This window comes from Pseudophaeobacter sp. TrK17 (genome assembly GCF_042192375.1).
GTDB lineage: Bacteria > Pseudomonadota > Alphaproteobacteria > Rhodobacterales > Rhodobacteraceae > Pseudophaeobacter.
In genome coordinates, this window is record NZ_CP071700.1 from 1,219,573 (window position 1) to 1,238,751 (window position 19,179).

Consider the following 19,179-nt stretch of genomic DNA (forward strand, 5'->3'; position numbering starts at 1 on the left):
CACATGATGAAACCCCTGCAGAGCCAGCTTCGGTCAGCCATGCAATATTGATGGAGAGATCAATGTTGAAACCGCTGATTACCCTGGTGGCGCTGGCCTGCAGCACCGCCGCCTTTGCCGATCCTATCGAGGTACGCACCTATCGTGGGCAGCAACAGGTTGAAGCCCTGCCTCAAAAGATCGCCGTATTTGATGTGGCCGCTTTGGATACGCTGGCGGCACTGGGGGTGAAACCCGCTGGGGTCATCGGCAATCTTTATGTTGATTACCTGGACGAGGTGGCGCAGGGGGCCGAAATTGTGGGCTCATTGTTTGAGCCCGACTTTGAAAGCATCAATGCGCTGGCACCGGACCTGATCCTCGCTGGGGGCCGGTCTTCCACCCAGGTAGAGGCGCTGGCTGAGTTTGCCCCAACCCTGGATATGACCATCTATGGCGATGATCTGATGGCGGTGGCGCTGCAAAGGCTCGAAGATTATGGCCGCCTGTTTGGCAAGGAGGCTGAGGCGACAGTGCTGCTGGACAATTTTCAGGCCAAACTGGAGCAGACCAAATCCCTGGCCCGCGGCAAGGGCTCCGCGCTGATCGTGATGACAAACGGCCCCAAGATTTCCGCCTTTGGCGCCAATGGCCGCTTTGGCTGGCTGCACACAACGCTGCAGGTGCCGCAGGCCGCTGCAGATCTGGGGCTGAATGCCCATGGGGAGGCGGTTTCGGCAGAGTTCATCCGTGATGCCAACCCGGATTACCTGTTTGTCGTCGACCGCCTGTCGGCCATTGGCCAGGGCGGCGCGGATGCAAAGGCCACATTGGACAATGATCTGGTGCGCCAGACCACCGCCTGGCAAAAAGGTCAGGTGATCTATCTGGATGCAGCCAGCCTTTATATTTCGGGTGGTGGAATTCAGTCGATGAACCGGGTGCTGGACCAGCTGATCGCAACCTTTGAGGCGAATGGCTAACCCATGCCGCGTCTCTGGCTGCTGATCTGCCTCTGTTTGATCCTTCTGCTATCCGTGTTGTCCATCTTTGTCGGGGTGATTGACCTTACCCCGATGGCGCTGTTGCGGGATCCGGAGGCGCTGCAATTGCTGGCGGTCAGCCGTCTGCCGCGCACCGCTGCGGCGGTGCTGACAGGCTGTTCTATGGCGGTCAGCGGCCAGATCATGCAGATCCTGGTGCGCAATAAATTTGTCGAGCCAATCAGTGCAGGCACAGGGCAGGCGGCGGCGCTGGGCATATTGTTGTCTGTCTTGCTGTTCCCGGCCGCAGGTCTGGCGGTCAAGATGAGCTTGGCCGCTGTCACCGCACTGCTGGGGACGCTTGGGTTTTTGGCCCTGGTGCAGCGCCTGCCACCAACTGAGCCCCTATTGGTGCCGCTGGTGGGGCTGGTCTATGGCGGGATCCTGGGCGCGGTGATGGTGTTCATCGCCTATCAGGTGGATCTGATACAATACATTGATGTCTGGATGCTGGGCGAGTTTTCTGGCGTGATGCGAGGCCGATATGAGCTGTTGTGGCTAGCGGGGATCGCTGCCTTTGTCAGCTATCTGATTGCTGATCAATTTGCCATTTTGGGGCTAGGGCGCGACATGAGCCTGAGCCTCGGCCTCAACCATCGCCAGGTCATGGCCATGGGGCTGCTCTGTGTCTCGGTGGTGTCTGCCCTAACGGTGGTGACAGTGGGCATGTTGCCCTTTATTGGGCTGATCATTCCCAATCTGATCAGCCGCCAACTGGGCGATAACCTGCGGGTGACCCTGCCGGTGACGGCGCTGTTGGGCGGGGTTTTTGTGCTGGGCTGCGATATCCTGGCCCGGGTTGTGCGCCATCCCTACGAGGTGCCGGTGGGCACCATCTTTGGGGTGCTGGGCACGCTGGCCTTTTTGTGGCTGATCTATGCGAGGCCGCGCAATGCTTAGGCTCCGTTTCCTCTGGCTGATCCTCGCCCTTGTTGTGGTCTCGACGCTGTTTCTGACCCTTGAGGCCAAGGGAAGCTGGAGCTTTACCCTATGGTTTCGGGGGCAAAAATTGGCCAGTCTTCTGCTTATTGGGGCCGCGGTCTCAACCGCGACCATCCTGTTTCAGACCATCACCCATAACCGTATTCTAACCCCCTCCATCATGGGGTTTGATGCGCTGTTCCTGTTGATCCTGACCTTGATGATCTTTGGTATGGGGGCAGGGGCCTATGCGCAGGTGCCCAAGGTGACGCTGTTCCTGATCAATCTGATCCTGCTGACGCTGGCTTCGGTTGCGCTGTTTACGCTGCTGCTGCGCGACCAACGCAGTGATCTGATGCGCATGGTGCTGACTGGCATCATTCTGGGGGTGCTGTTTCGATCGTTGGTGCTGTTTATCCAACGGTTGATTGATCCAAGCGAGTTTGCGGTGCTGCAGTCGGCCTCCTTTGCCCGCTTTAACAAGGCCGACCCGGATCTGTTACTGGTGAGCGCTGTTCTGGTCTGTCTGGCCGGGGGCGCTATTTGGCGGATGCGTCATCGGCTTGATGTTCTGGCGCTGGGCGAGGTGCTGCCGGTCAGTCTGGGGGCGGATCCGCGGCGGGGGCAGCTCACGGTGTTGATGCTGATTTCGGTGCTGGTTTCGGTCTCGACTGCGCTGGTGGGGCCGGTGGCATTCCTGGGGCTTTTGGTCAGCAGCCTGACGTACCGCGTGATCCCCAGCTGGCACCATGGCCATATTCTGCCTGCGGCCATTTTGATTGGCGGCATCACATTGGTGGGCGGGCAGTTGGTTCTGGAGCGCATCCTGCACTTTGAAACTCCGCTTGCCGTTGTGGTGGAATGCCTTGGCGGTTTGGTCTTTTTGATTTTGATCCTGCGAAAGGGCAGCACATGATCCGCATCCGCAATGTCAGCCATCAGATTGCCGGGCAGCCCATCCTGCAAGGTGTAGACCTCGATATCCCGGATGGGGGGCTGACGGCGCTTGTCGGGCCCAATGGCGCGGGGAAATCAACGCTGCTGTCGCTGGTGGCACGCCTGCAGACCCTGCAAACAGGCCAGATTGAGATCAACGGTCAGGATTTACAGCAGATCAGCCATGGTGATCTGGCGCAGCTGCTGGCCATCCTGCCGCAGGTTTTGACCAGCACCCATCGCATCAGTGTCGAAGATCTGGTTGGCTTTGGCCGCTATCCCTACAGTCGGGGGCGTCTGGGACCAAAGGACCGAGCGGTTATCGCCGAGGTTCTGGAGAGCTTTGAGCTGCAAGAGATCAAACACCGGTTCCTGGACACCCTGTCGGGCGGTCAGCGTCAGCGCGCCTATACCGCCATGGCCTGGGCGCAGGACACCGAATATCTGCTGCTGGATGAGCCGTTGAACAATTTGGACATAGCCGCATCGCGCAGTCTGATGTCGCGGCTCAAAAGCCTGGCTGCACGGCAGAGGCGCACGATTGTCATCGTCCTGCACGACATCAATTACGCAGCGGGCTATGCCGATCATATTGTCGCCATGAAGGCGGGGCGTGTTGTCACGGCGGGCCCTCCGCAGGAGGTGGTCAGTGAAGCCTTTTTGCATTCGGTCTTTGACACAGATGCCAGGGTAATATTGGCCGATGATAGGCCGCTGGTGATCGTTTAACGCGCGCCATTGCGACAGCAGGGCTCTGTTTAGAAAGTATTTTTGCCAGGTCTTGAAGACTCACCCCCTAGCCCTTAACAGTTTGTGCCAGCCATTCTCTGCACCCCATGCACGCAGGGACCAAGCCATTGAACCCATCCTTTAGGAGGCGAAAATGGCCACTAAAAAACTCTCTCTATTTCTGTTGATGAGCACAGCCCTGGTGCCTGCACTGGCCGCGGCTGATGATATTCTGCTGGACCCAATCAATGTCACCGGCGACGTGGAAAACCAACACGGTACTGTATCTCTATCGGGGGAAACCCTCGAAGATCTGTCCCCCCGCGAGATGTCAGATCTGTTTGCCGGTGAAGCCTCGGTGATGAGCTCGGTCATCCCCACTGGCAACAAGACCTATGTGAACGGTCTGGACAGTTCGATGATGAACGTGACCATCGATGGCACCCTGCAGGGCGATGGCGTGTTCCACCATGCCACCACCGGCATGTATGACCCGGCCCTGTTTAAAGCTGCCACCATCAAACCCGGGGTTACCGCAGCAGATCATGGGCCACGGGCCAACGCGGGGTCGATCGCTTACGAAACCAAGGATGCGGCGGATCTGCTGCAGGAGGGCGATAATTTCGGCGGCGTGGCCAGCCTGTCCTATGACAGCAACAGCGCCGCCTTCCGCCGAGACCTGACCCTCTATGGTCGCCAGGGCGCCTTTGAGTATATTCTTTATGGATCCAACGCGACAGGCGATGACTATCAGGACGGCGCGGGCACGACCTATCGCGGTTCTGCCGCTGACCTGACCTCGTTTCTGGGTAAAATCGCCTATCAGTGGGACAATGGCTATCGTCTGGAGTTTTCCGGGTCCGAAAGCCAGGATAGCGGCTGGCGACAGGCGCGGCCGAATTTTGGCGATCTGACCACAGCGGTGTACCCTCTGTTTGACACCAAGGTGGAACAGAGCAACTACAGTCTGACCCTGAAAAATGAAAACGCCACCGGCGGGTTTTCCCCTGAGTTCCACCTTGGCTTTTCTTCCAGCTTGCTGGATCAGGGCGACCCGGTCGACCCGAGCTACACGCGGCCGTTGTGGGGCGGTGAGGTCGAGACCTGGAATGGTAAGATCCAGAATGAATTCCTGTTTGGCAACCACAGCCTGACAGCCGGGATCGACTTTTTTGAACAGCAAGGCACCGGTGGGGCCATTCAGGGCAGATATACAGACCCTGCATTGGTTGGGGGCTCTTTTGGACCCTATAGCGAAAAAACCAGCAATGTCGGGATCTTTGCCCAGATGCGGTCAGAGCTCTCTGATGTGTTCTCGCTGTCTTACGGTCTGCGCGCAGACCACCAGAACTTTACTGGCTGGGACGGGAGCAAGCTTTCGGATGACGGCTTCTCGTACAATATCTCGGGCAGCTATGCACTCAGCGATGCGGTGACACTCGAGGCCGCCTATTCCCAGGTCTGGGGCGGCTTTGAGCTGGGTGAAACCGCGATCATCAACTACTCTTACCCTTGGGTGAACTACGCGGGGATGCAGGCGCAAGAGACGGAGAACCTGCGTATTGGGCTCAAGGTGAACACAGGCAATTGGGATGCGAGCTTTGCCCTGTTCCGCACCGATGCCGAGAATATTCGCACCCGCAACAGTGCCGACCAGGCGAGCGCCAGCAATATTGTCACTGAAGGTGTCGATGCGGCGCTGGGTTATAGTTTTGCGTCCGGCTATCTGCGCGGCACCTATAGCTATGCCGACGTGACCCAAGACGGCCAGATCTCCACTACCACCAACTACTATGCGGCGCAGCCCATGGGGCATATCCTGGCGATCCAGGGGGCTTTTGACGTGGCGACCGATTGGAGAGTTGGCGGCACCGCCGAGGCGGCCCTGTCGCTGGACCTCGCCAATGTCACACTGCCGGGGTACGAGGTGGTCAATCTGTTCGCCGAGTATAAACCAGCCCGTGTTCAGGGGCTTACAGTGCGTGCCGAGATCAACAATCTGTTCGATAGCTACTACATCTCACGCGCCACGCAGGGCAGCGACAATGGTCGGGTTCTGGCCTATGGCGAGCCTGGACGGTCGCTTGCAGTCACCGCACGGCTGGCATTTTAAGCCACAGGCTTGGGCGGCGAAATCAACGGTCCCGGATTTTCCGGGGCCGTTCTTGCTTTTGCTAAGGGAAAACGCAGGCAGGCCTGAAGCAGCAGGCGCCGGTAAACCGCATAAAAACATGGCAAATCAGCAACAAGAAGACGCGCCGCCCCCGTCACTCTTGACCTTGCGTGCCGGAATACTTAGCGCAGCGATACCCAGCTCTCTGTCAGGCAAAAACAATAACCGCAGCATAGGCGGAGATGGGATATGCTTTTACACCGAACGACCGTTTCGATTTGGGCTTTGATGGCGGCAACGCCTCTTATGGCCCAGGTTGTTGACCTTCAAGAAATCAATGTCTCGGGCGAGACCGAGGAATCCTACTTTGGCAAGAGCGTCGCGCTCGACACCGGAACCGTGTCAAAGACCGGCGACAGTATTCTGGAAACACCTCGCTCCGTCAGCGTGATTACCGCGCAGCAAATGGCCGAGCGTGGCGCGCAAAGTGTGGACCAGGTTCTGCAGTATTCAGCGGGTATTGTTGGCGGCCAGTGGGGCCAGGATGCCCGCTCGGATTGGTCCCTGATCCGTGGCTTTTCTCCTTCGACGCTGCACGACGGACTGCCCTCGCGCTATGGGTACTACAACGATACCAGACCTGAAACTTTTATGCTGAACAGTGTTGAGGTTCTCAAAGGTCCGGCCTCCGGGCTTTATGGCAGCGGCTCTGTTGGTGGGGTGGTCAATACCACCTCAAAAACAGCGGCGCAGGATGCCGATAACATGGTGCAGGTTCAGGCGGGCTCCAATGACCGCATGCAAATCGCCGGGGATGTCAGCGGCGATCTGAATGCGGCCGGCACGCTGCGCTATCGCTTTGTCGGATTGCTGCGGGAATCCAAGGATTCCGTAGATTTCTCCCAGGATGATGCCATTGCTTTGGCGCCTTCGATCACCTGGCGGCCCAGTGAAAACACTGAGCTAACTGTGCTGGCCAACTATCAGAAGAACGATGGCAGCCCACTTATCCAGTTTGCCTCGATCTATGGGACATTACTGCCGGCGACCGGCTTTGGCACCGGGACATATCTGGACAGTGATACCTTTATCGGTGAGCCGGGCTTTGACACCTATAACACCGAGCAGCGCGCGATCACCGCGATGTTCAAGCACCGCTTCAACGCGACCTGGAGCATGAATGCAAGTGCGCGCTACCTGGAAGGCGAGTCCCTGTATCAGCACGCCTGGTGGGCCTTTGATAACACTGGCAACGGGCGCTACAACCCGGATGGCACCATCAACCGGACGTTCTACCGGGCCGAAAACGAGCTGAAGACCTGGGGGCTGGACAGCTATGCCACAGCTGAATACGGCCTGGGCGGCATCGAGATGCGCACCATTCTCGGAGCCAGCTATACCCAGGGCTACTATGACAGCGATACTGGCTATGGAACCCAGGTCGCCCCCATTGATCCGTTCAATCCAACCTATGGCGGTTTCAACTCGATCACGGTCACAGACACGGCGGGCAACACCATCACCGAATGGGGCGTCTATCTGCAGCAGCGCGCGGTTTTTCAGGATCGGCTCTTTGTGGATCTTGGTCTGCGCTACGGCGATATCGAGACCGGCACCAGCAATGGCAGCTTTGGTGCCACAACAGTGGCGGCACAGGACAGCGCTTGGAGCGGTAACGCGGCAGTGCTCTACCGCTTTGATAACGGGTTGGCGCCCTACCTCAGCTATGCTCAAAGCTTCCGGCAGGATGCCATTGGGGCGGATGTCAATGGTACCCCCTTCGAGCCAACCGAGGGTGAGCAGGTCGAGCTGGGTCTGAAGTATCAACCCGTTGGCACAGATACGCTGCTGACGGTCTCGGCCTTTGATCTGACCAAATCCAATATGACGGTGGCAGATGCCGCCAACCCCGGCTTTCAGGTGCAAACCGGAGAGGCCCGGGCCAAGGGCTTTGAACTTGAGGCCTTCCACCGCTTTGGCGATGTCTCGGTCAATTTTGCCTATACCTATCTCGATACCGAGGACGCCGAAGGGGATTACATCGCTCAGGTGCCTAAAAACGCAGCCTCGCTTTGGGTGAACTACGAACCGCTGGATGGAGCGATGGCGGGCTGGAAGCTGGGCGCGGGGATGCGCTACAACGGCGAGGCCTGGGGTGGTGCCAGCACCTATCTGACGCCGTCCTATACGCTTTATGACGCGGCAGTATCCTATGGCCAAGACAATTGGCTGGTGGCGCTGAACCTACGCAACCTCACCGATGAGCGCTACATGGCAACCTGCCAGTCCGGCTCTTGCTACTTTGGCGAAGGCAGAAATGTTGCCCTGACCCTGACCTCCAAATTCTAAAACCATCCCAGCTGCAACGTAAACAAAGACCCCGCGCCCTGTTGATAGGGCGCGGGGTTTCTTGTGGGGTGATGCTGGGGGAAGAGCGTGGCGCTACTTGGCAAAGCTCATCGGCAGGTTGAAGGTGAACTGAGAGGCACCAATACCCTTGGGAGCTTTGGGAAATTTTCCGGCCCGGCTGACGGCCTTTAGCGCCGCCTGATCAAAGGCGGCAACGCCGGAGGATTTGGCCACCCGGTAGTTGACCAGCGCGCCGCTGGCCGCCACCGTGATGCGCAAAACCACCCGGCCAGAGCCACGTGTCCCGGATGGGTAGCGTTTGCGTCGCTCAATCCGGGAGCGGATTTTTGCCCCCCAGATCGACTGAAGCTTTGCCCTTTGCCCCGCCGAGACGGTCGCCGTTGTGGCGCCGCCCGCGGCGCCGGCCTGAGCCCCGCCACCAGATCCGGCAGCTCGTTGGGCCGCGCGGCCAGCAGAGGTCTGATTGGAGCTCTGCGCTGTTGGCGGCGTCTCCACCGGTTTGGGCGCTGGCTTGGGGCGCGGTTTTGGTTCCGGCTTTGGTTCGGGTTTGGGCTCCGGTTCTGGCGGGGGCGGTGGAGGAGGCGTTGACTGATCAATCTCCACCACGTCGGCCTCCTCTGGTTCCTTTAGGGCCACAAGCACAGCGGCACGCGGGGCATCGGCCAGTTCAAACTGGGGCATCTGCGGCGCATCTGTTGGTGTTCGCGGCTGTTCCAGGTCCGGTTTCACCATCTGCGGACGCGGCGGCGGGCGCTCCCATGCCTCGACCATTTCAGCAACTGTGGCGCTGGCGGCTTCGATTGAGACCATGGCCTCGCCCCCGGCGCCGCTGGACTGCACGCCAGATTTCGGTGCCGAGGCAAAAAGGCTGACATGGATAAGCGCGGCCAGGCCTGCAAACAGGGTTATTTCTGCGGTACGTTTCATTGTGGCGTCACCACCAATTCGGCACGGGCAAGCCCCGCTGCCGCCAGCTTTTTCAGAATACCCGCCAGAGTGGTGGCTTCCAGTTTGGCGTCAGCACGCAGCAGCACCACCGGAGTGTCGGCACTGCTGCGTGTCAGCATCTCTAGCGCGGCCTCACCTTCGGCCCCGTCAAAATGCATGCGCCCCTCGGCATCTATGTAGAGCACAGGTTCAGCTTCGGCTTCTGCCTCAAGATTGGCACCGGGCGGCGTGACCTCAAAGGGTTCGGGCTGCGCCAGATGCGAGGTCATCAGAAAGAAGATCAGCAGCAGAAACACCACATTGATCATCGGCACAATGGATTCCGCGCGAGGGCGTTTCACAGCAGGGGACAGGTCCATTGCGCGTCTCACTCCACCAGCACGACGTTGACCAGCCCGGCGTCGCGCAGCAGGGTTGTCACGTCGATGATACGTTGCAGATCGGCCCCATCGCGGCCGCGCAGGATGAGAATATCCTCCGGCGAGGACATCAGCGGCGCCAGCGCCAGGGGCAGGTGGCTGGCGGCGATGGGAACGCCATTCAGATCCAGATTGCCTGCCCCAATCCCCACCAGCCGTGGCGGTCCGGTGTATTCACCGCCGCGCCCGGCAAGGGGCAGCTGCAATACCGCATCGCTGCCAAAGCGCGAGGCCAGCATAAAAAAGACCAGCAGCAAGAAGACCACGTCGATCATCGGGGTCAGGCTGGGTTTGCGCCTGGGGCGCCTGGCTTGGGTGAATTGCATCGCCTTACTCGGCCGCCATGGGGAGGTCTTGGGGAACCTCGGCTACAAACAGCCGGGTGGCGCTGTCTTCTATATCCTGACGGATGCCGGTGATGACCGATTCAAACCAAGTAAGGGCCGCCGAAGCCGGGATGGCCACGGCCATGCCTGCAGCCGTGGTCAGCAGGGCTTCCCATATGCCCCCGGCCAGCAGCGCAGGGTCGGCCTTGGAGCCGGCCTGTTGCAGCGCCTGGAAGGCAGCGATCATGCCCAGAACCGTGCCCAATAGACCCAGAAGCGGTGCAATTGTTGCGATCAGCTCCAGCGCACCCAGCCCGGTGCCCGCCTTTGCGAGATGTTTTTTGGCAATTCTGGCGGTTTCTTCCCGGGCGCGGTCTTCGGGCAGTTGACGCAGGGCGGTCAACCCGGCGCTGACCACCTTGGAACGAATGCCCATTCGGCCCTCAACAATGGCCAGAGCCACCGCTGGATTACCGGCCTCATAGGCCAAGACCGCTTTGCTGGCCTTGCCACGGGACCAGGCGCCGATCAGCGCCAGGCGCCAGATTTTCCACAGGATCAGCGCCAGGGTGATCACCGAAAGCGCTGCAATGGCCCAGATCGAAGGCCCGCCGTCGCGCAGGAATTTCATCGCTTTGCCAGAGGTTTCCTCTGCCAGTTGCAACATTTCTTCCTGTCGGCTGAGCGGCTGCAGTGCGGGCAGTTCAACAGCTGCATTTGGCGCGGCCCCATCGCCCAATTCGGCAGGCGCGGCGGCGGGGTCCGAGACCTCTTGCGAGACTGCAGAGGTGGAAGGTGGCGCAGCTGTGGTAGGGCTGTCGCTGGCTGTTGCCTCGAAAGCAGGTGTCGCAGGTGCTGCCATCGGCGCGGTGGCTTCCGCCGCTGTGCCCTCGACCGGGGGGGACAGGGCCCGACGCGCCGCATTCAAATCGGTTGGTGTCATAGGGGGCGTCACCAGGCCACTGCCCGTGCTGTCCACAGTGGGCGCGGCAAGGATGGGGGCCGCAGAGGCAGGGGCCTGGGCGGCTTCTTGCGCTGCGGCATAGGACGTCGCGGCCAACAACAGGACAGCTGAAAGAGAGATGTGCAGGGTCATGGCTTGCTCCAATAGGCGGCGATGTAGCTGGTTCCGGGGGCTCGTTTGTCGGCCTTCAGGGCTTCGCGCACTGGCGTCACATCTGACTTTTCGCTCGCCAGCCACAAAAAGTGATCCGGGCATTCCCGGTGCGCCGCCAAAGCCTGGCGCGGCACATCCTGGGCCTCTTCGCGGGTGAGCCAGGTGAGCGTGACCCCTGCAGGCGCTGCGATGGGATAGCCGCAGTCGGCGCCCTGTGCGGCGATCAGGGTCACCTGGCCGGTGCTATTGGCGGGTAGCGCTTCGAGAATACGCGCGACCGCCGGGAAAGCAGTTTCATCGGCAAAGATGCAGATCTTGGAACTTTCTGGAATGCCGCCGCCGCCAGGCCCGGCGATGACCAACAGATCGCCAATGCTGGCGCCCCGCACCCAGTTGGTTACGCGGCCCCCGTCGTGCAGGAAAACGTCAAAATCCAGCAACCCTGCCTCCCGGTCGATCCAGCGGGTGGTATAGGCTGGTCGATGCAGCGCCTTTTCTCCTTTGGGCCAGACCGTGGCGCCATTTTCCGCAAGGCTGGGCCATTCCGGTTCGGTGCAATCCGGGGCGGGCAAGAGCAGGCGGAAGTGGATGGCGTCATCCTGGAAACTGCTTAGATCATCGGCTTGGATGCGCACCCGAAGGAATGCGGTTCCCACCGGCGTGACAGAGACAACCCGGGTGAAGTGCAGATTCGGCGGGCGGTTGGGCAGGGTTGCGCTATCCGACCAACGCAGGTCCTTTGCCGCCTCGGGCAGCAGCTGGGACAGGGTTTCGCTAAAACTGTCTTTGAGCATGAACAAGCGGTCCGGCAGCGCCGCTGAAATCCGAATGTGGATGCCACCTTCTGCGGGTTCAAAGCGGTATTGCCCAAAGGAGGGTACTTCAATGCTGACAGCGCTTTCGCTGTCCTCCACGACCCGCAGTTCGTGCTCCTGGGCCTGGTGCAGCATCACCTGCCGCATGGCGGCATGGGACAGGCCGGTCAGCAGGGCTGTGGCATCAATTGGGAAACTTGGGTTTATCGTCATGTTACAGTCCTATTCGGGGATGACATGTGGGGTGCCGTGCACCGGGTCGGAGATGATCTGACATTTCAGATCAAAGACCTGTTCCATATTGTTTCGGGTGACGACCTCGGCGGGGCTGCCCGTGGTGAAGATTGCGCCTGCGTGCAGGGCGATGATGTGATCGGCAAATCGGGCGGCCAGATTGATGTCATGCAGCACCATGGCCACGGTTTGATTGCTCTGTTGGTTGAGCGACTGGATCAGGGACAGAAGCTCGATCTGATGTGGCAGGTCCAGGTAGGTCGTCGGCTCATCCAGCAGCAGGATCTCGGTGTCCTGTGCCAGGGCCATTGCGATCCAGGCCCGTTGTCGCTGACCGCCAGACAGGGCTTCGAGGGGGCGGTTGGCATGGGGGGCCATGCCGGTCAGTTTCAGTGCGCGCCCAACGGCCTCTGCGTCCTGATGGGACCATTGCCGCAGCGCCGATTGATGTGGTGTGCGGCCACGCGTCACCAGATCCCGAACGGTCAGCCCTTCGGGGGCGCTGGGTGATTGCGGCAGGATGGCCAGACGTTGCGCAACCGAGCGGTTGGCCTGTTTATGGATGCTTTTGCCATCCAGAAAAATCTCACCGCTGCCGGGCTTTTGCAGCCGCGCCAGGGATCTGAGAAAGGTGGATTTGCCACAGGCATTGGGTCCGACGATGACGGTAATCTTGCCATCCGGAATATCGGCGCTCAGCGCCTTTAGGATGGGCGTATTGGCAAAGGCAACCGACAGGGCTTTGGCGTGCAGGCGGGCAGGGGCGGTCATTCAGAGCTTTCCTTTGCGAAATTGAACCATCAGCAGCCAGATCATTACCGGGCCACCGATCAGGGCGGTAAAGACGCCTGCGGGCAGTTGAATGCTGGGAACCAAGCGGGAGGCCGTATCTGCTGCCAGCACCAGCAGGGCGCCGATCACTGCTGCCCCCAGCAGGGCGGGTCTGCCATTGGGCACCAGGGCGCGCGCAATTGGTCCGGCGGCGAAGGCCACAAAGGGCAGGGGGCCGGCGGTGCAGACGGCAAGGGCCGCCAGCAGAATGCCCAGACCCGTGATCCCCAGGCGCAGCGGCGATAGCCGCAGGCCCAGGCTACTGGTCAGATCATCCGACAGGCCAAGCCGGGCCAAGGGGAAATGGATCCAGAAAACCGCCGGAGCCAAAAGCAGCAACCCGGACCAAACAAGCCAGACATCCTGCCAATCGCGCGCGTTCAGGGTGCCAATCAGCCATTCGGCCATATCGGCGGCGGTCCGGGCATCGGTCCGGCTCAGCAGTAAATCGGACAGGGCCGCCAGGGCAAAGCCAATGCCGAGCCCGATCAGCACCAGGCGCTGGGGATGCAAGCCGTCTTTCCAGGCGAGGCCAACAACCAGAACTGCTGTGAACAGCGCGCCAACAAGTGCGCCCAGCAACACATTGCCGCCGGTCAAAATGATCGCCAGCAGCGCGCCGCAGCTGGCGCCGGCGTTGAAGCCAATGATATCCGGCGATGCCAGCGGATTGCGCATCATGGTTTGAAACATCGCCCCCGACAGGCCAAAGCAAGCACCAGCCCCCAGGGCTGTCAGGATCCGTGGCAATCGGTGATCCATCAGGATCATTCTGTCAATGTCTGAGCCCGCGCCCAGCAACACGCTGAGCCAGCTGGTCTCGGTGAAGGCATAGCTGCCAAGACGCAGGGCCAGAACCGCGCCCAGGGTGAGCAGCAGCATGAGGACAGAGCCGACAGCAACGGCGCGCTGTGAGACGGACAGGGACAGGGACAGGAAGGGCAGGCGTAGGCTCCAGCTCATAGCGCCGCCCGCCCATTGCGGCGGATCAACCAGACCAGAGCTGGCCCGCCTAGGAGCGCTGCCATAACCCCGGCCTGCATATTGCCGCCAAAGACCGGCAAGCGCCCCAGGAGATCGGCAAGGATCATCAGCCCCGCCCCCAAAAGTGCGGAAAACAACAGGCACCAGCGCATATCTGCGCCCGAAAAACGCCGCGCCATATGGGGCACGATCAGGCCAACAAAGGCGATGGGCCCGGCCATCGACACCGTGGCACCGCAGAGGCAGACAATGGCACAAACGGCAAGCCCCCGCGCCAGTCCAACCCGCAGGCCCAGGCTGCGGGCGGTGTCCTCGCCCAGCATCATGGCGTTCAGGTTGAAGGAAGACACTGCGGCAAGCGTCGCGCCCAAGGCAAAGAAGGGCAGCAAAGCCGCAAGGGTTGCCATCTCAATCCCGTCGAGACCGCCCAGCACCCAAAAGCGATAGACATCCAGGCTGCGCTGGCTGATCAGCAACAGGCTTCGCCCGAGTGCCAGGAACAGCGCGCTGAGCGCCGCACCTGCCAGGATCAGCCGCAGCGGGGTGCCCTGACCGGCGCCGCCCAGGAAGAACACCAGAACCGTGCTGATCAACCCGCCGCCCATGGCGACCCAGACAAAGGATGCCGGGTCGGAAATGCCCAGCAGGAAGATACAGAGGATCACCCCCAGCGACGCCCCGCCATTGATGCCCAGCAATCCGGGATCTGCCAGCGGGTTTCTTGTCAGGCTCTGGATCAAAGCCCCGGAACCGGCCAGGGCAGCTCCGGCCAGCCAGGCAGCCAGCAATCTGGGCAGCCGCATCCCCTGAAGGACCAGATGATTGGCGTTTGTGGCATCATAGGCCACAAAGGAGTCCCAGATGCTGTGCCAGCTGATCGGGCGCAGGCCCAAACGCAGCGACAGGGCCGACAGCAATAGCAGGCTTAGGACGACCGTCAGCAGCCAGATCTGGCGGGCTGATGCACGGTGGTCAGACCGGGGAGATGTAGCCTCGAGAATGGTCATGTCAGAAGCCTTCGGGCAGCAGGCCAGCCTTGGCGGTGCTGGTAACAGTGGTGGCGGGGTCGCCATCTATGGCCGCCTCCAACAAGGGCACCAGGCGATCCAGCGCATAGTTCAGGCTAAGTGGACTGGAATGTGACAGGGCCGCCGAGAGGAGCAAATCGGCATAGATCTCGCGGCCTTCGGTATAAGCGCGCAGGGTTGGGCGCAGCGGCATCCGTTCGAGCTGACTGACTGAGCCACCCGCGTCCAGCCAAATGAGGGCATCAACATCGATGGGGGAGAGGTCTTCCGGCGGGATCAGCACGTAGTAATTGTTGAAGGACGCCCGGGTATTGATGGCGCCCGGCACCTCGAAACCTAGGGCTTGGATAAACTGGCCGCGGATGTCACGGGCGGAATAGGCGCCATTCTGACCTGCCCAGACCATGACGGAACTGGCCCCTTGCCACTCCGGGTGGGCCTGACGAATGTCGTGAAAACGCGCGTCAATTCCGGCGATGATCTCTTCAGCCTGATCCAGACGTCCCGTGGCGCGCCCCAGGGTCCGCAACATTTCCTGCCAGGGAGTGCCATAGTCGCCATACTGCAATTGCGGCGGAACAGTTGGTGCAATTCGAGACAACAGCTGATATTCGCGCTTGGTCATTCCAGACCATTGGCCAACAATCAGATCCGGCTGCATGGCCGCGATGGCCTCGATATCGATCTCGCCCTGCATGACGATGGGCGTGGCCTCTCCCAAAGCTTCCTGCGCCCAGGGCCAGATGCCATAAGGATGCGGCCCAAACCATTTGCGCAGCGCGTGCGGTGGTCTTCCCAGCGCTAACAAAAAATCGTGGCCAATAAAGCTGAGCCGGGAAACACCAAATCCAACAGCAGCAATTTAGGTTCCTGACCTCCTTCTAGCGCGCCCAAAAGAGTGTCGAAATCTGCCACCTCAACGATGTTTCCCTTGACCACCTGGCGCACAATACGGCTCAAAGCTTCGCGAAAAACAGGGTGATCATCAGCGACGATTATGGTTCCGGTCATTAACACCCCCTTATCTCTGATGCCCTAAACCCCCGGCACTGCGGGGAAAACTTCTGGGCAAATTTTGCCTAAGAGCACTGTCAATAGTACACACGTTCTAGTTCTAGCACCGTCAAACTAAGATACAATCAGCACATTGATTGGTAGGTGCAACCCTAAGGGGCTGATCCGCGCGTGCCTTGAACATTTCAGGACAGAGAACACCGATGCCCCAAATCATTTTGAATCTCATAATTCCTGGGCTTGGGACATTTTTCATGCGCAAGCCGTTCATCGGTGCATTGCAGTTGCTTGTCCTTTGCGCCGCCGTGGTTCTGCTGCTGACCGTTTTCCTTACGTTTTTTGGGTTGGTTCTTTGGGGGATTGTTCTGATTTGGGCGCTTGCGACCGGTTTGTCATGGCGCGCACATTCAAAGAGGCTGTCAGCGCCATGACCCAGAACTCAGCCCCCCCTGCGCAAGATTATGACGTATGGAGTCAGCGACGCCTCTGCGGGTGCACCGTAGGGTCAGAAATGCATGTGATCGCGCATGGTTGGGACCGCTACAATTGGCTTACCAGATTTGGATGCGACACCTGAGGCACTCAGATCGATATCATTCCAAAGTCGCACATAGGCTATACATTTACGGTAAGTGTTTTCGGTATTGTGTTCATCGCGTATTTCTTTGTTTTCAACGTTCGCGATCCGTCCATTTGGGCGAAACTCATCGTCAGTGCGATTGGGCTGTTCCAGTTCGGGGTCCTTCTGACGCAATTTCTGGCGTACAAATACTACCCTTTGATTGAAACGACAGACGTTCCGGCGGCGCAGTCTAGGAAAGGTGTTTTCGCCTGGATCGAGAGGATGAGTTTTGGTGCGGGCGTTCTGCTGCCGGTCCTGGCTGCTGTTGTGGTGTTGGGCATATGTTTCTTGCTTGGTATTGTGATCCATTATTACTTTCCGCCGCCATAAACCTGGCCCGCCCGTGGCTTAGAACCCGTTGCAAAGGGCCAAATTCCACGCACCTGAACCTGATGGAGATATTATGAAATACCTTATGCTATTGGTTGTAGTCGCGTCATGCATAGCTGTCACATCCCGGACGGTAGTATGGCAGTTTGTTGAACAGTTCTGGTTTGAGTTTGTGCCAGTGTTTCATCGCTTGCAAGGGCGTCTTGCTGCCCTTGATGGGGGCCGCAGCACCGAGAGGCGGCTGTTTGGCAGCTGAATGGCTGCTTTCGCCTTCCCGATGCATGACCCGAGCACTTGCAGCTAAGGTCCGTTTTCCGCCCCGTCGTGTGGTCTTGTGACGCTTACGTTCCGGTCTCCTCACTCATTTATGTAACCTTTAGTTCGAAGGCCAAGGGGATTTTGCCACCCAGCGATGAGTGATGGCGGCGTGGATTATAAAAAACATTGATATACTGGAAGATCGCACCTTCTGACTTACGACGTGTGTCCCATTTGTTGCGCCAGATCAGCTCAGCCTTGATAGATTTGAACTGACATTCCCCAAGTGGAACGTCCTCCCGCCCACCTTGCCGCTGTTCTGCGCTCCTATCAAGCCTCTTGGACCCATGGTGCCGTTGTTCGGGCATCTGACGCGCGAACTGAGCACGATTTCCGGTCTCGGGGGCGAGGTTGATCCGGATATTGGTCTGACCGACCCCCGTATGGATAGACCGGTTGAGCCGCTTTTGTTCAGGTTTTATGATTAACGATGTTGTCATTAGGGAACCGGCGGTGCGCGCAGCCGATGTATGGCCGCAAGGATGCGGTTGAACAGATCGCCGCTGACAGCCACCTCGGCCAGTTGGAAGGTGATTGCACGGGCGTGACGCACAACCCTCGCACCAATCTTGATCAATCGCGTCTGCAGGCTTGTCAGTGACCAGTCGGCTATCTCATCAGGTAGATCAGTGCCCTGTAGGAAGGCACCGATATTGTAAGCCAGTGCATGGAGTTGCAGCCGCACCTCGTTCTGCGCCATGCCTTTGCAGGACAAACGGGTCCAGTTGATCGCCTGCTTGCCTTCCTTGATGTATTGCTCGGCGGTGCCGCGTTGGTTGTAGAAGCGGATGATCCAGTCGGGTTCCATCGGCATGTTGGTGACCACGAAGCCCACGCGCGGGAACAACTCGCTGGGATGCCATTCCACCTTGGCGATGACACGACGAGGTTTGTCCCAAGATGCCGCCTGATATTGGAAGTCGCCGTAGATGCGCTTCACGCCTTTTGGCGGACGACCCACAGGGCGCTTGAGCAGATGCGCAATCTTGCCCTGAAGAACGCGATTGGCCCGAAGGCGGATGGCGTAGAAATAGTTTTCCAGTTCCAGAGTTTTGTATAGCTCCGGGATGGCGAACGCAGCATCCCCCCGGAAGAACCGCATCAGGTGACGATCCGCATATCGCGCGATGACGGGCTTCAGAACCTCTTCCCACCCATCTGCGCTGTGAACATTGCCGGGGCGCAGGGCGCAGCGTTCCAAATGGCCAAACTGGTTGAAGACGAACAGCGGGTGATAGCACATGCAGCCGAAATGCCCGTTCCAAGCGGTGCCTTCTTGCGCGCCGTGGGTGGGACTGACTGAACTGTCCATGTCGAGCGTGATCCACTTGGGCGGTTTGCGATTGTGAACCCGGTCGATCCAGTGTCCTGATAAATCCGCCAGCACAGTGCGATTGTCGGTTGCCGCCAACACCTCGGTCTCGAACCGTCCCATCTGGCTCGCAGACGCGGCCTTGGCCTCAACGGCACGCCCTCCAACGACCTGCCGCATCACCGGATCAAGCGATAAACGGTCCGCGTCATTAACATCATCATATCCGGCCAGCCGCCCAAAGACCGACTGGCGCAACAAGCCGACCAGTGAGTGCAGGCGATTGTGGCCAGTTCGCGTGTCTCTCAGAAATCCGCCCGCAATGTCGTGCAGGCCGAGCACTTCATCCAATTCCCTGAACAACAGTAATCCACCGTCCGAGCTGATCTTGGAACCATGAAACTCCAGCCGGACCCGGCGGTCAAAACTGAGCCGCCCATCACCCGTTTCGCGTGCACCCTCTGGGTGATCCATAATCCACCACCTTCAGCCAAATTAACATACTGAAATATAACACATTAGTGGCCGTTGGAGGCGCGAAAACGTCAAGTTACTTGGGAAATGCGGGCTGAGAGAAACGATGCGGCTTGGTTCGCTTTGAACTGTGGTCTCGCCGTATTGATGCTGGATCAACACCGGAAAGCTATCGGCCTGTGCATCTTCTGGCGTGGTTGCCACAGCCAGAAATACGGCCAACAGGCCTGCGCAAAAGCGCCGGTTTGGGAAACACCAACACGCCAAGGCGGAAAAGAGAGGTATCATTGAGACGAAGCTTGTGCGCACCATACTG

At 59.4% G+C, this 19,179-nt stretch carries 21 protein-coding genes and 1 pseudogene; 8 read left to right on the forward strand and 14 right to left on the reverse strand.

What is annotated here, in order from left to right:
• Positions 1-62: 62 nt before the first annotated feature.
• From JZI28_RS05650 to JZI28_RS05675, 6 genes are all read left to right on the forward strand, one after another.
• Entirely contained in the window at positions 63-962 is a 900-nt protein-coding gene (locus JZI28_RS05650; RefSeq protein WP_375699510.1) for a siderophore ABC transporter substrate-binding protein, read from the forward strand.
• A gap of 3 nt (positions 963-965) precedes the next feature.
• Entirely contained in the window at positions 966-1,922 is a 957-nt protein-coding gene (locus tag JZI28_RS05655) for an ABC transporter permease (RefSeq protein WP_375699511.1), read from the forward strand.
• Positions 1,915-2,859: an iron chelate uptake ABC transporter family permease subunit gene (locus tag JZI28_RS05660; protein ID WP_297340839.1), complete on the forward strand. Its 945-nt coding sequence runs from the start codon at positions 1,915-1,917 to the stop codon at positions 2,857-2,859. Before JZI28_RS05655 ends, JZI28_RS05660 begins: the two co-directional genes overlap by 8 nt.
• Positions 2,856-3,608 (forward strand): ABC transporter ATP-binding protein, encoded by a 753-nt coding sequence (locus JZI28_RS05665; RefSeq protein ID WP_375699512.1) that lies wholly within the window; start codon positions 2,856-2,858, stop codon positions 3,606-3,608. The genes JZI28_RS05660 and JZI28_RS05665 overlap by 4 nt, the downstream gene beginning before the upstream one ends.
• Before the next feature lie 154 nt (positions 3,609-3,762).
• The gene (locus tag JZI28_RS05670; RefSeq protein ID WP_375699513.1) at positions 3,763-5,721 is read left to right on the forward strand and encodes a TonB-dependent receptor domain-containing protein; all 1,959 of its coding nucleotides are present in this window, start codon (positions 3,763-3,765) and stop codon (positions 5,719-5,721) included.
• A 249-nt stretch (positions 5,722-5,970) separates the two neighbouring features.
• Positions 5,971-8,070, forward strand: coding sequence for a TonB-dependent siderophore receptor (locus JZI28_RS05675; RefSeq protein ID WP_375699514.1), 2,100 nt, complete (start codon positions 5,971-5,973; stop codon positions 8,068-8,070).
• A gap of 93 nt (positions 8,071-8,163) precedes the next feature.
• Here the strand turns inward: JZI28_RS05675 and JZI28_RS05680 are convergent, their stop codons facing one another.
• The 10 genes from JZI28_RS05680 to JZI28_RS05725 are packed head-to-tail and all read right to left on the reverse strand — an operon-like array spanning position 8,164 to position 15,804.
• On the reverse strand, positions 8,164-9,018 hold the full coding sequence (locus JZI28_RS05680) for an energy transducer TonB (RefSeq protein ID WP_375699515.1): 855 nt from the start codon (positions 9,016-9,018) through the stop codon (positions 8,164-8,166).
• Positions 9,015-9,398, reverse strand: a complete 384-nt coding sequence (locus tag JZI28_RS05685; RefSeq protein ID WP_375699516.1) for an ExbD/TolR family protein — start codon at positions 9,396-9,398, stop codon at positions 9,015-9,017. Before JZI28_RS05685 ends, JZI28_RS05680 begins: the two co-directional genes overlap by 4 nt.
• 8 nt (positions 9,399-9,406) lie before the next feature.
• Entirely contained in the window at positions 9,407-9,784 is a 378-nt protein-coding gene (locus tag JZI28_RS05690) for a biopolymer transporter ExbD (protein WP_297340845.1), read from the reverse strand.
• A 4-nt stretch (positions 9,785-9,788) separates the two neighbouring features.
• A complete protein-coding gene (locus JZI28_RS05695) occupies positions 9,789-10,880 on the reverse strand; it encodes a MotA/TolQ/ExbB proton channel family protein (protein WP_375699517.1) in 1,092 nt (363 codons plus the stop codon).
• Positions 10,877-11,929: a siderophore-interacting protein gene (locus JZI28_RS05700; protein WP_375699518.1), complete on the reverse strand. Its 1,053-nt coding sequence runs from the start codon at positions 11,927-11,929 to the stop codon at positions 10,877-10,879. The genes JZI28_RS05695 and JZI28_RS05700 overlap by 4 nt, the downstream gene beginning before the upstream one ends.
• A gap of 9 nt (positions 11,930-11,938) precedes the next feature.
• Positions 11,939-12,721 carry an ABC transporter ATP-binding protein gene (locus JZI28_RS05705; RefSeq protein WP_295446672.1) on the reverse strand — a complete coding sequence of 261 codons (783 nt, stop codon included), beginning with the start codon at positions 12,719-12,721 and terminating at the stop codon, positions 11,939-11,941.
• Entirely contained in the window at positions 12,722-13,744 is a 1,023-nt protein-coding gene (locus JZI28_RS05710) for a FecCD family ABC transporter permease (protein ID WP_375699519.1), read from the reverse strand. It lies immediately after the preceding gene.
• Positions 13,741-14,772 carry a FecCD family ABC transporter permease gene (locus JZI28_RS05715; protein WP_375699520.1) on the reverse strand — a complete coding sequence of 344 codons (1,032 nt, stop codon included), beginning with the start codon at positions 14,770-14,772 and terminating at the stop codon, positions 13,741-13,743. Before JZI28_RS05715 ends, JZI28_RS05710 begins: the two co-directional genes overlap by 4 nt.
• Position 14,773: 1 nt before the next feature.
• Positions 14,774-15,601, reverse strand: coding sequence for an ABC transporter substrate-binding protein (locus tag JZI28_RS05720; protein WP_375699521.1), 828 nt, complete (start codon positions 15,599-15,601; stop codon positions 14,774-14,776).
• Positions 15,595-15,804, reverse strand: coding sequence for a hypothetical protein (locus tag JZI28_RS05725; RefSeq protein ID WP_375699522.1), 210 nt, complete (start codon positions 15,802-15,804; stop codon positions 15,595-15,597). The genes JZI28_RS05720 and JZI28_RS05725 overlap by 7 nt, the downstream gene beginning before the upstream one ends.
• Before the next feature lie 206 nt (positions 15,805-16,010).
• Here JZI28_RS05725 and JZI28_RS05730 point away from each other — a divergent pair, with 206 nt between their 5' ends.
• The gene (locus JZI28_RS05730; protein WP_375699523.1) at positions 16,011-16,238 is read left to right on the forward strand and encodes a hypothetical protein; all 228 of its coding nucleotides are present in this window, start codon (positions 16,011-16,013) and stop codon (positions 16,236-16,238) included.
• Positions 16,239-16,312: 74 nt separating this feature from the next.
• Here JZI28_RS05730 and JZI28_RS05735 read toward each other — a convergent pair whose 3' ends face one another.
• The 3 genes and pseudogenes from JZI28_RS05735 to JZI28_RS05745 form a co-directional block, all read right to left on the reverse strand.
• Positions 16,313-16,738, reverse strand: a complete 426-nt coding sequence (locus JZI28_RS05735; protein WP_375699524.1) for a hypothetical protein — start codon at positions 16,736-16,738, stop codon at positions 16,313-16,315.
• A gap of 127 nt (positions 16,739-16,865) precedes the next feature.
• Entirely contained in the window at positions 16,866-17,042 is a 177-nt protein-coding gene (locus JZI28_RS05740; RefSeq protein ID WP_375700139.1) for a hypothetical protein, read from the reverse strand.
• 82 nt (positions 17,043-17,124) lie between these two features.
• A pseudogene (locus JZI28_RS05745) lies at positions 17,125-17,298 on the reverse strand (IS3 family transposase); the annotation flags it as partial.
• A 66-nt stretch (positions 17,299-17,364) separates the two neighbouring features.
• Here JZI28_RS05745 and JZI28_RS05750 point away from each other — a divergent pair.
• Positions 17,365-17,505, forward strand: coding sequence for a hypothetical protein (locus tag JZI28_RS05750; protein ID WP_158441640.1), 141 nt, complete (start codon positions 17,365-17,367; stop codon positions 17,503-17,505).
• An 11-nt stretch (positions 17,506-17,516) separates the two neighbouring features.
• Here JZI28_RS05750 and JZI28_RS05755 read toward each other — a convergent pair whose 3' ends face one another.
• Entirely contained in the window at positions 17,517-18,863 is a 1,347-nt protein-coding gene (locus JZI28_RS05755; RefSeq protein WP_040176196.1) for an IS1380 family transposase, read from the reverse strand.
• Positions 18,864-19,179: the final 316 nt, after the last annotated feature.

Bases quoted from the DNA above. Each gene is read 5' to 3' on its own strand.
- JZI28_RS05750 (WP_158441640.1), top strand. From the start codon at position 17,365: ATGGTGCCGTTGTTCGGGCATCTGACGCGCGAACTGAGCACGATTTCC.
- JZI28_RS05655 (WP_375699511.1), top strand. From the start codon at position 966: ATGCCGCGTCTCTGGCTGCTGATCTGCCTCTGTTTGATCCTTCTGCTA.
- JZI28_RS05685 (WP_375699516.1), bottom strand. From the start codon at position 9,398: ATGGACCTGTCCCCTGCTGTGAAACGCCCTCGCGCGGAATCCATTGTG.
- JZI28_RS05740 (WP_375700139.1), bottom strand. From the start codon at position 17,042: ATGCATCGGGAAGGCGAAAGCAGCCATTCAGCTGCCAAACAGCCGCCT.
- JZI28_RS05680 (WP_375699515.1), bottom strand. From the start codon at position 9,018: ATGAAACGTACCGCAGAAATAACCCTGTTTGCAGGCCTGGCCGCGCTT.
- JZI28_RS05700 (WP_375699518.1), bottom strand. From the start codon at position 11,929: ATGACGATAAACCCAAGTTTCCCAATTGATGCCACAGCCCTGCTGACC.
- JZI28_RS05665 (WP_375699512.1), top strand. From the start codon at position 2,856: ATGATCCGCATCCGCAATGTCAGCCATCAGATTGCCGGGCAGCCCATC.
- JZI28_RS05695 (WP_375699517.1), bottom strand. From the start codon at position 10,880: ATGACCCTGCACATCTCTCTTTCAGCTGTCCTGTTGTTGGCCGCGACG.
- JZI28_RS05690 (WP_297340845.1), bottom strand. From the start codon at position 9,784: ATGCAATTCACCCAAGCCAGGCGCCCCAGGCGCAAACCCAGCCTGACC.
- JZI28_RS05730 (WP_375699523.1), top strand. From the start codon at position 16,011: ATGCCCCAAATCATTTTGAATCTCATAATTCCTGGGCTTGGGACATTT.
- JZI28_RS05705 (WP_295446672.1), bottom strand. From the start codon at position 12,721: ATGACCGCCCCTGCCCGCCTGCACGCCAAAGCCCTGTCGGTTGCCTTT.
- JZI28_RS05670 (WP_375699513.1), top strand. From the start codon at position 3,763: ATGGCCACTAAAAAACTCTCTCTATTTCTGTTGATGAGCACAGCCCTG.
- JZI28_RS05710 (WP_375699519.1), bottom strand. From the start codon at position 13,744: ATGAGCTGGAGCCTACGCCTGCCCTTCCTGTCCCTGTCCCTGTCCGTC.
- JZI28_RS05755 (WP_040176196.1), bottom strand. From the start codon at position 18,863: ATGGATCACCCAGAGGGTGCACGCGAAACGGGTGATGGGCGGCTCAGT.
- JZI28_RS05725 (WP_375699522.1), bottom strand. From the start codon at position 15,804: ATGACCGGAACCATAATCGTCGCTGATGATCACCCTGTTTTTCGCGAA.
- JZI28_RS05735 (WP_375699524.1), bottom strand. From the start codon at position 16,738: ATGGATCACAATACCAAGCAAGAAACATATGCCCAACACCACAACAGC.
- JZI28_RS05715 (WP_375699520.1), bottom strand. From the start codon at position 14,772: ATGACCATTCTCGAGGCTACATCTCCCCGGTCTGACCACCGTGCATCA.
- JZI28_RS05675 (WP_375699514.1), top strand. From the start codon at position 5,971: ATGCTTTTACACCGAACGACCGTTTCGATTTGGGCTTTGATGGCGGCA.
- JZI28_RS05660 (WP_297340839.1), top strand. From the start codon at position 1,915: ATGCTTAGGCTCCGTTTCCTCTGGCTGATCCTCGCCCTTGTTGTGGTC.
- JZI28_RS05650 (WP_375699510.1), top strand. From the start codon at position 63: ATGTTGAAACCGCTGATTACCCTGGTGGCGCTGGCCTGCAGCACCGCC.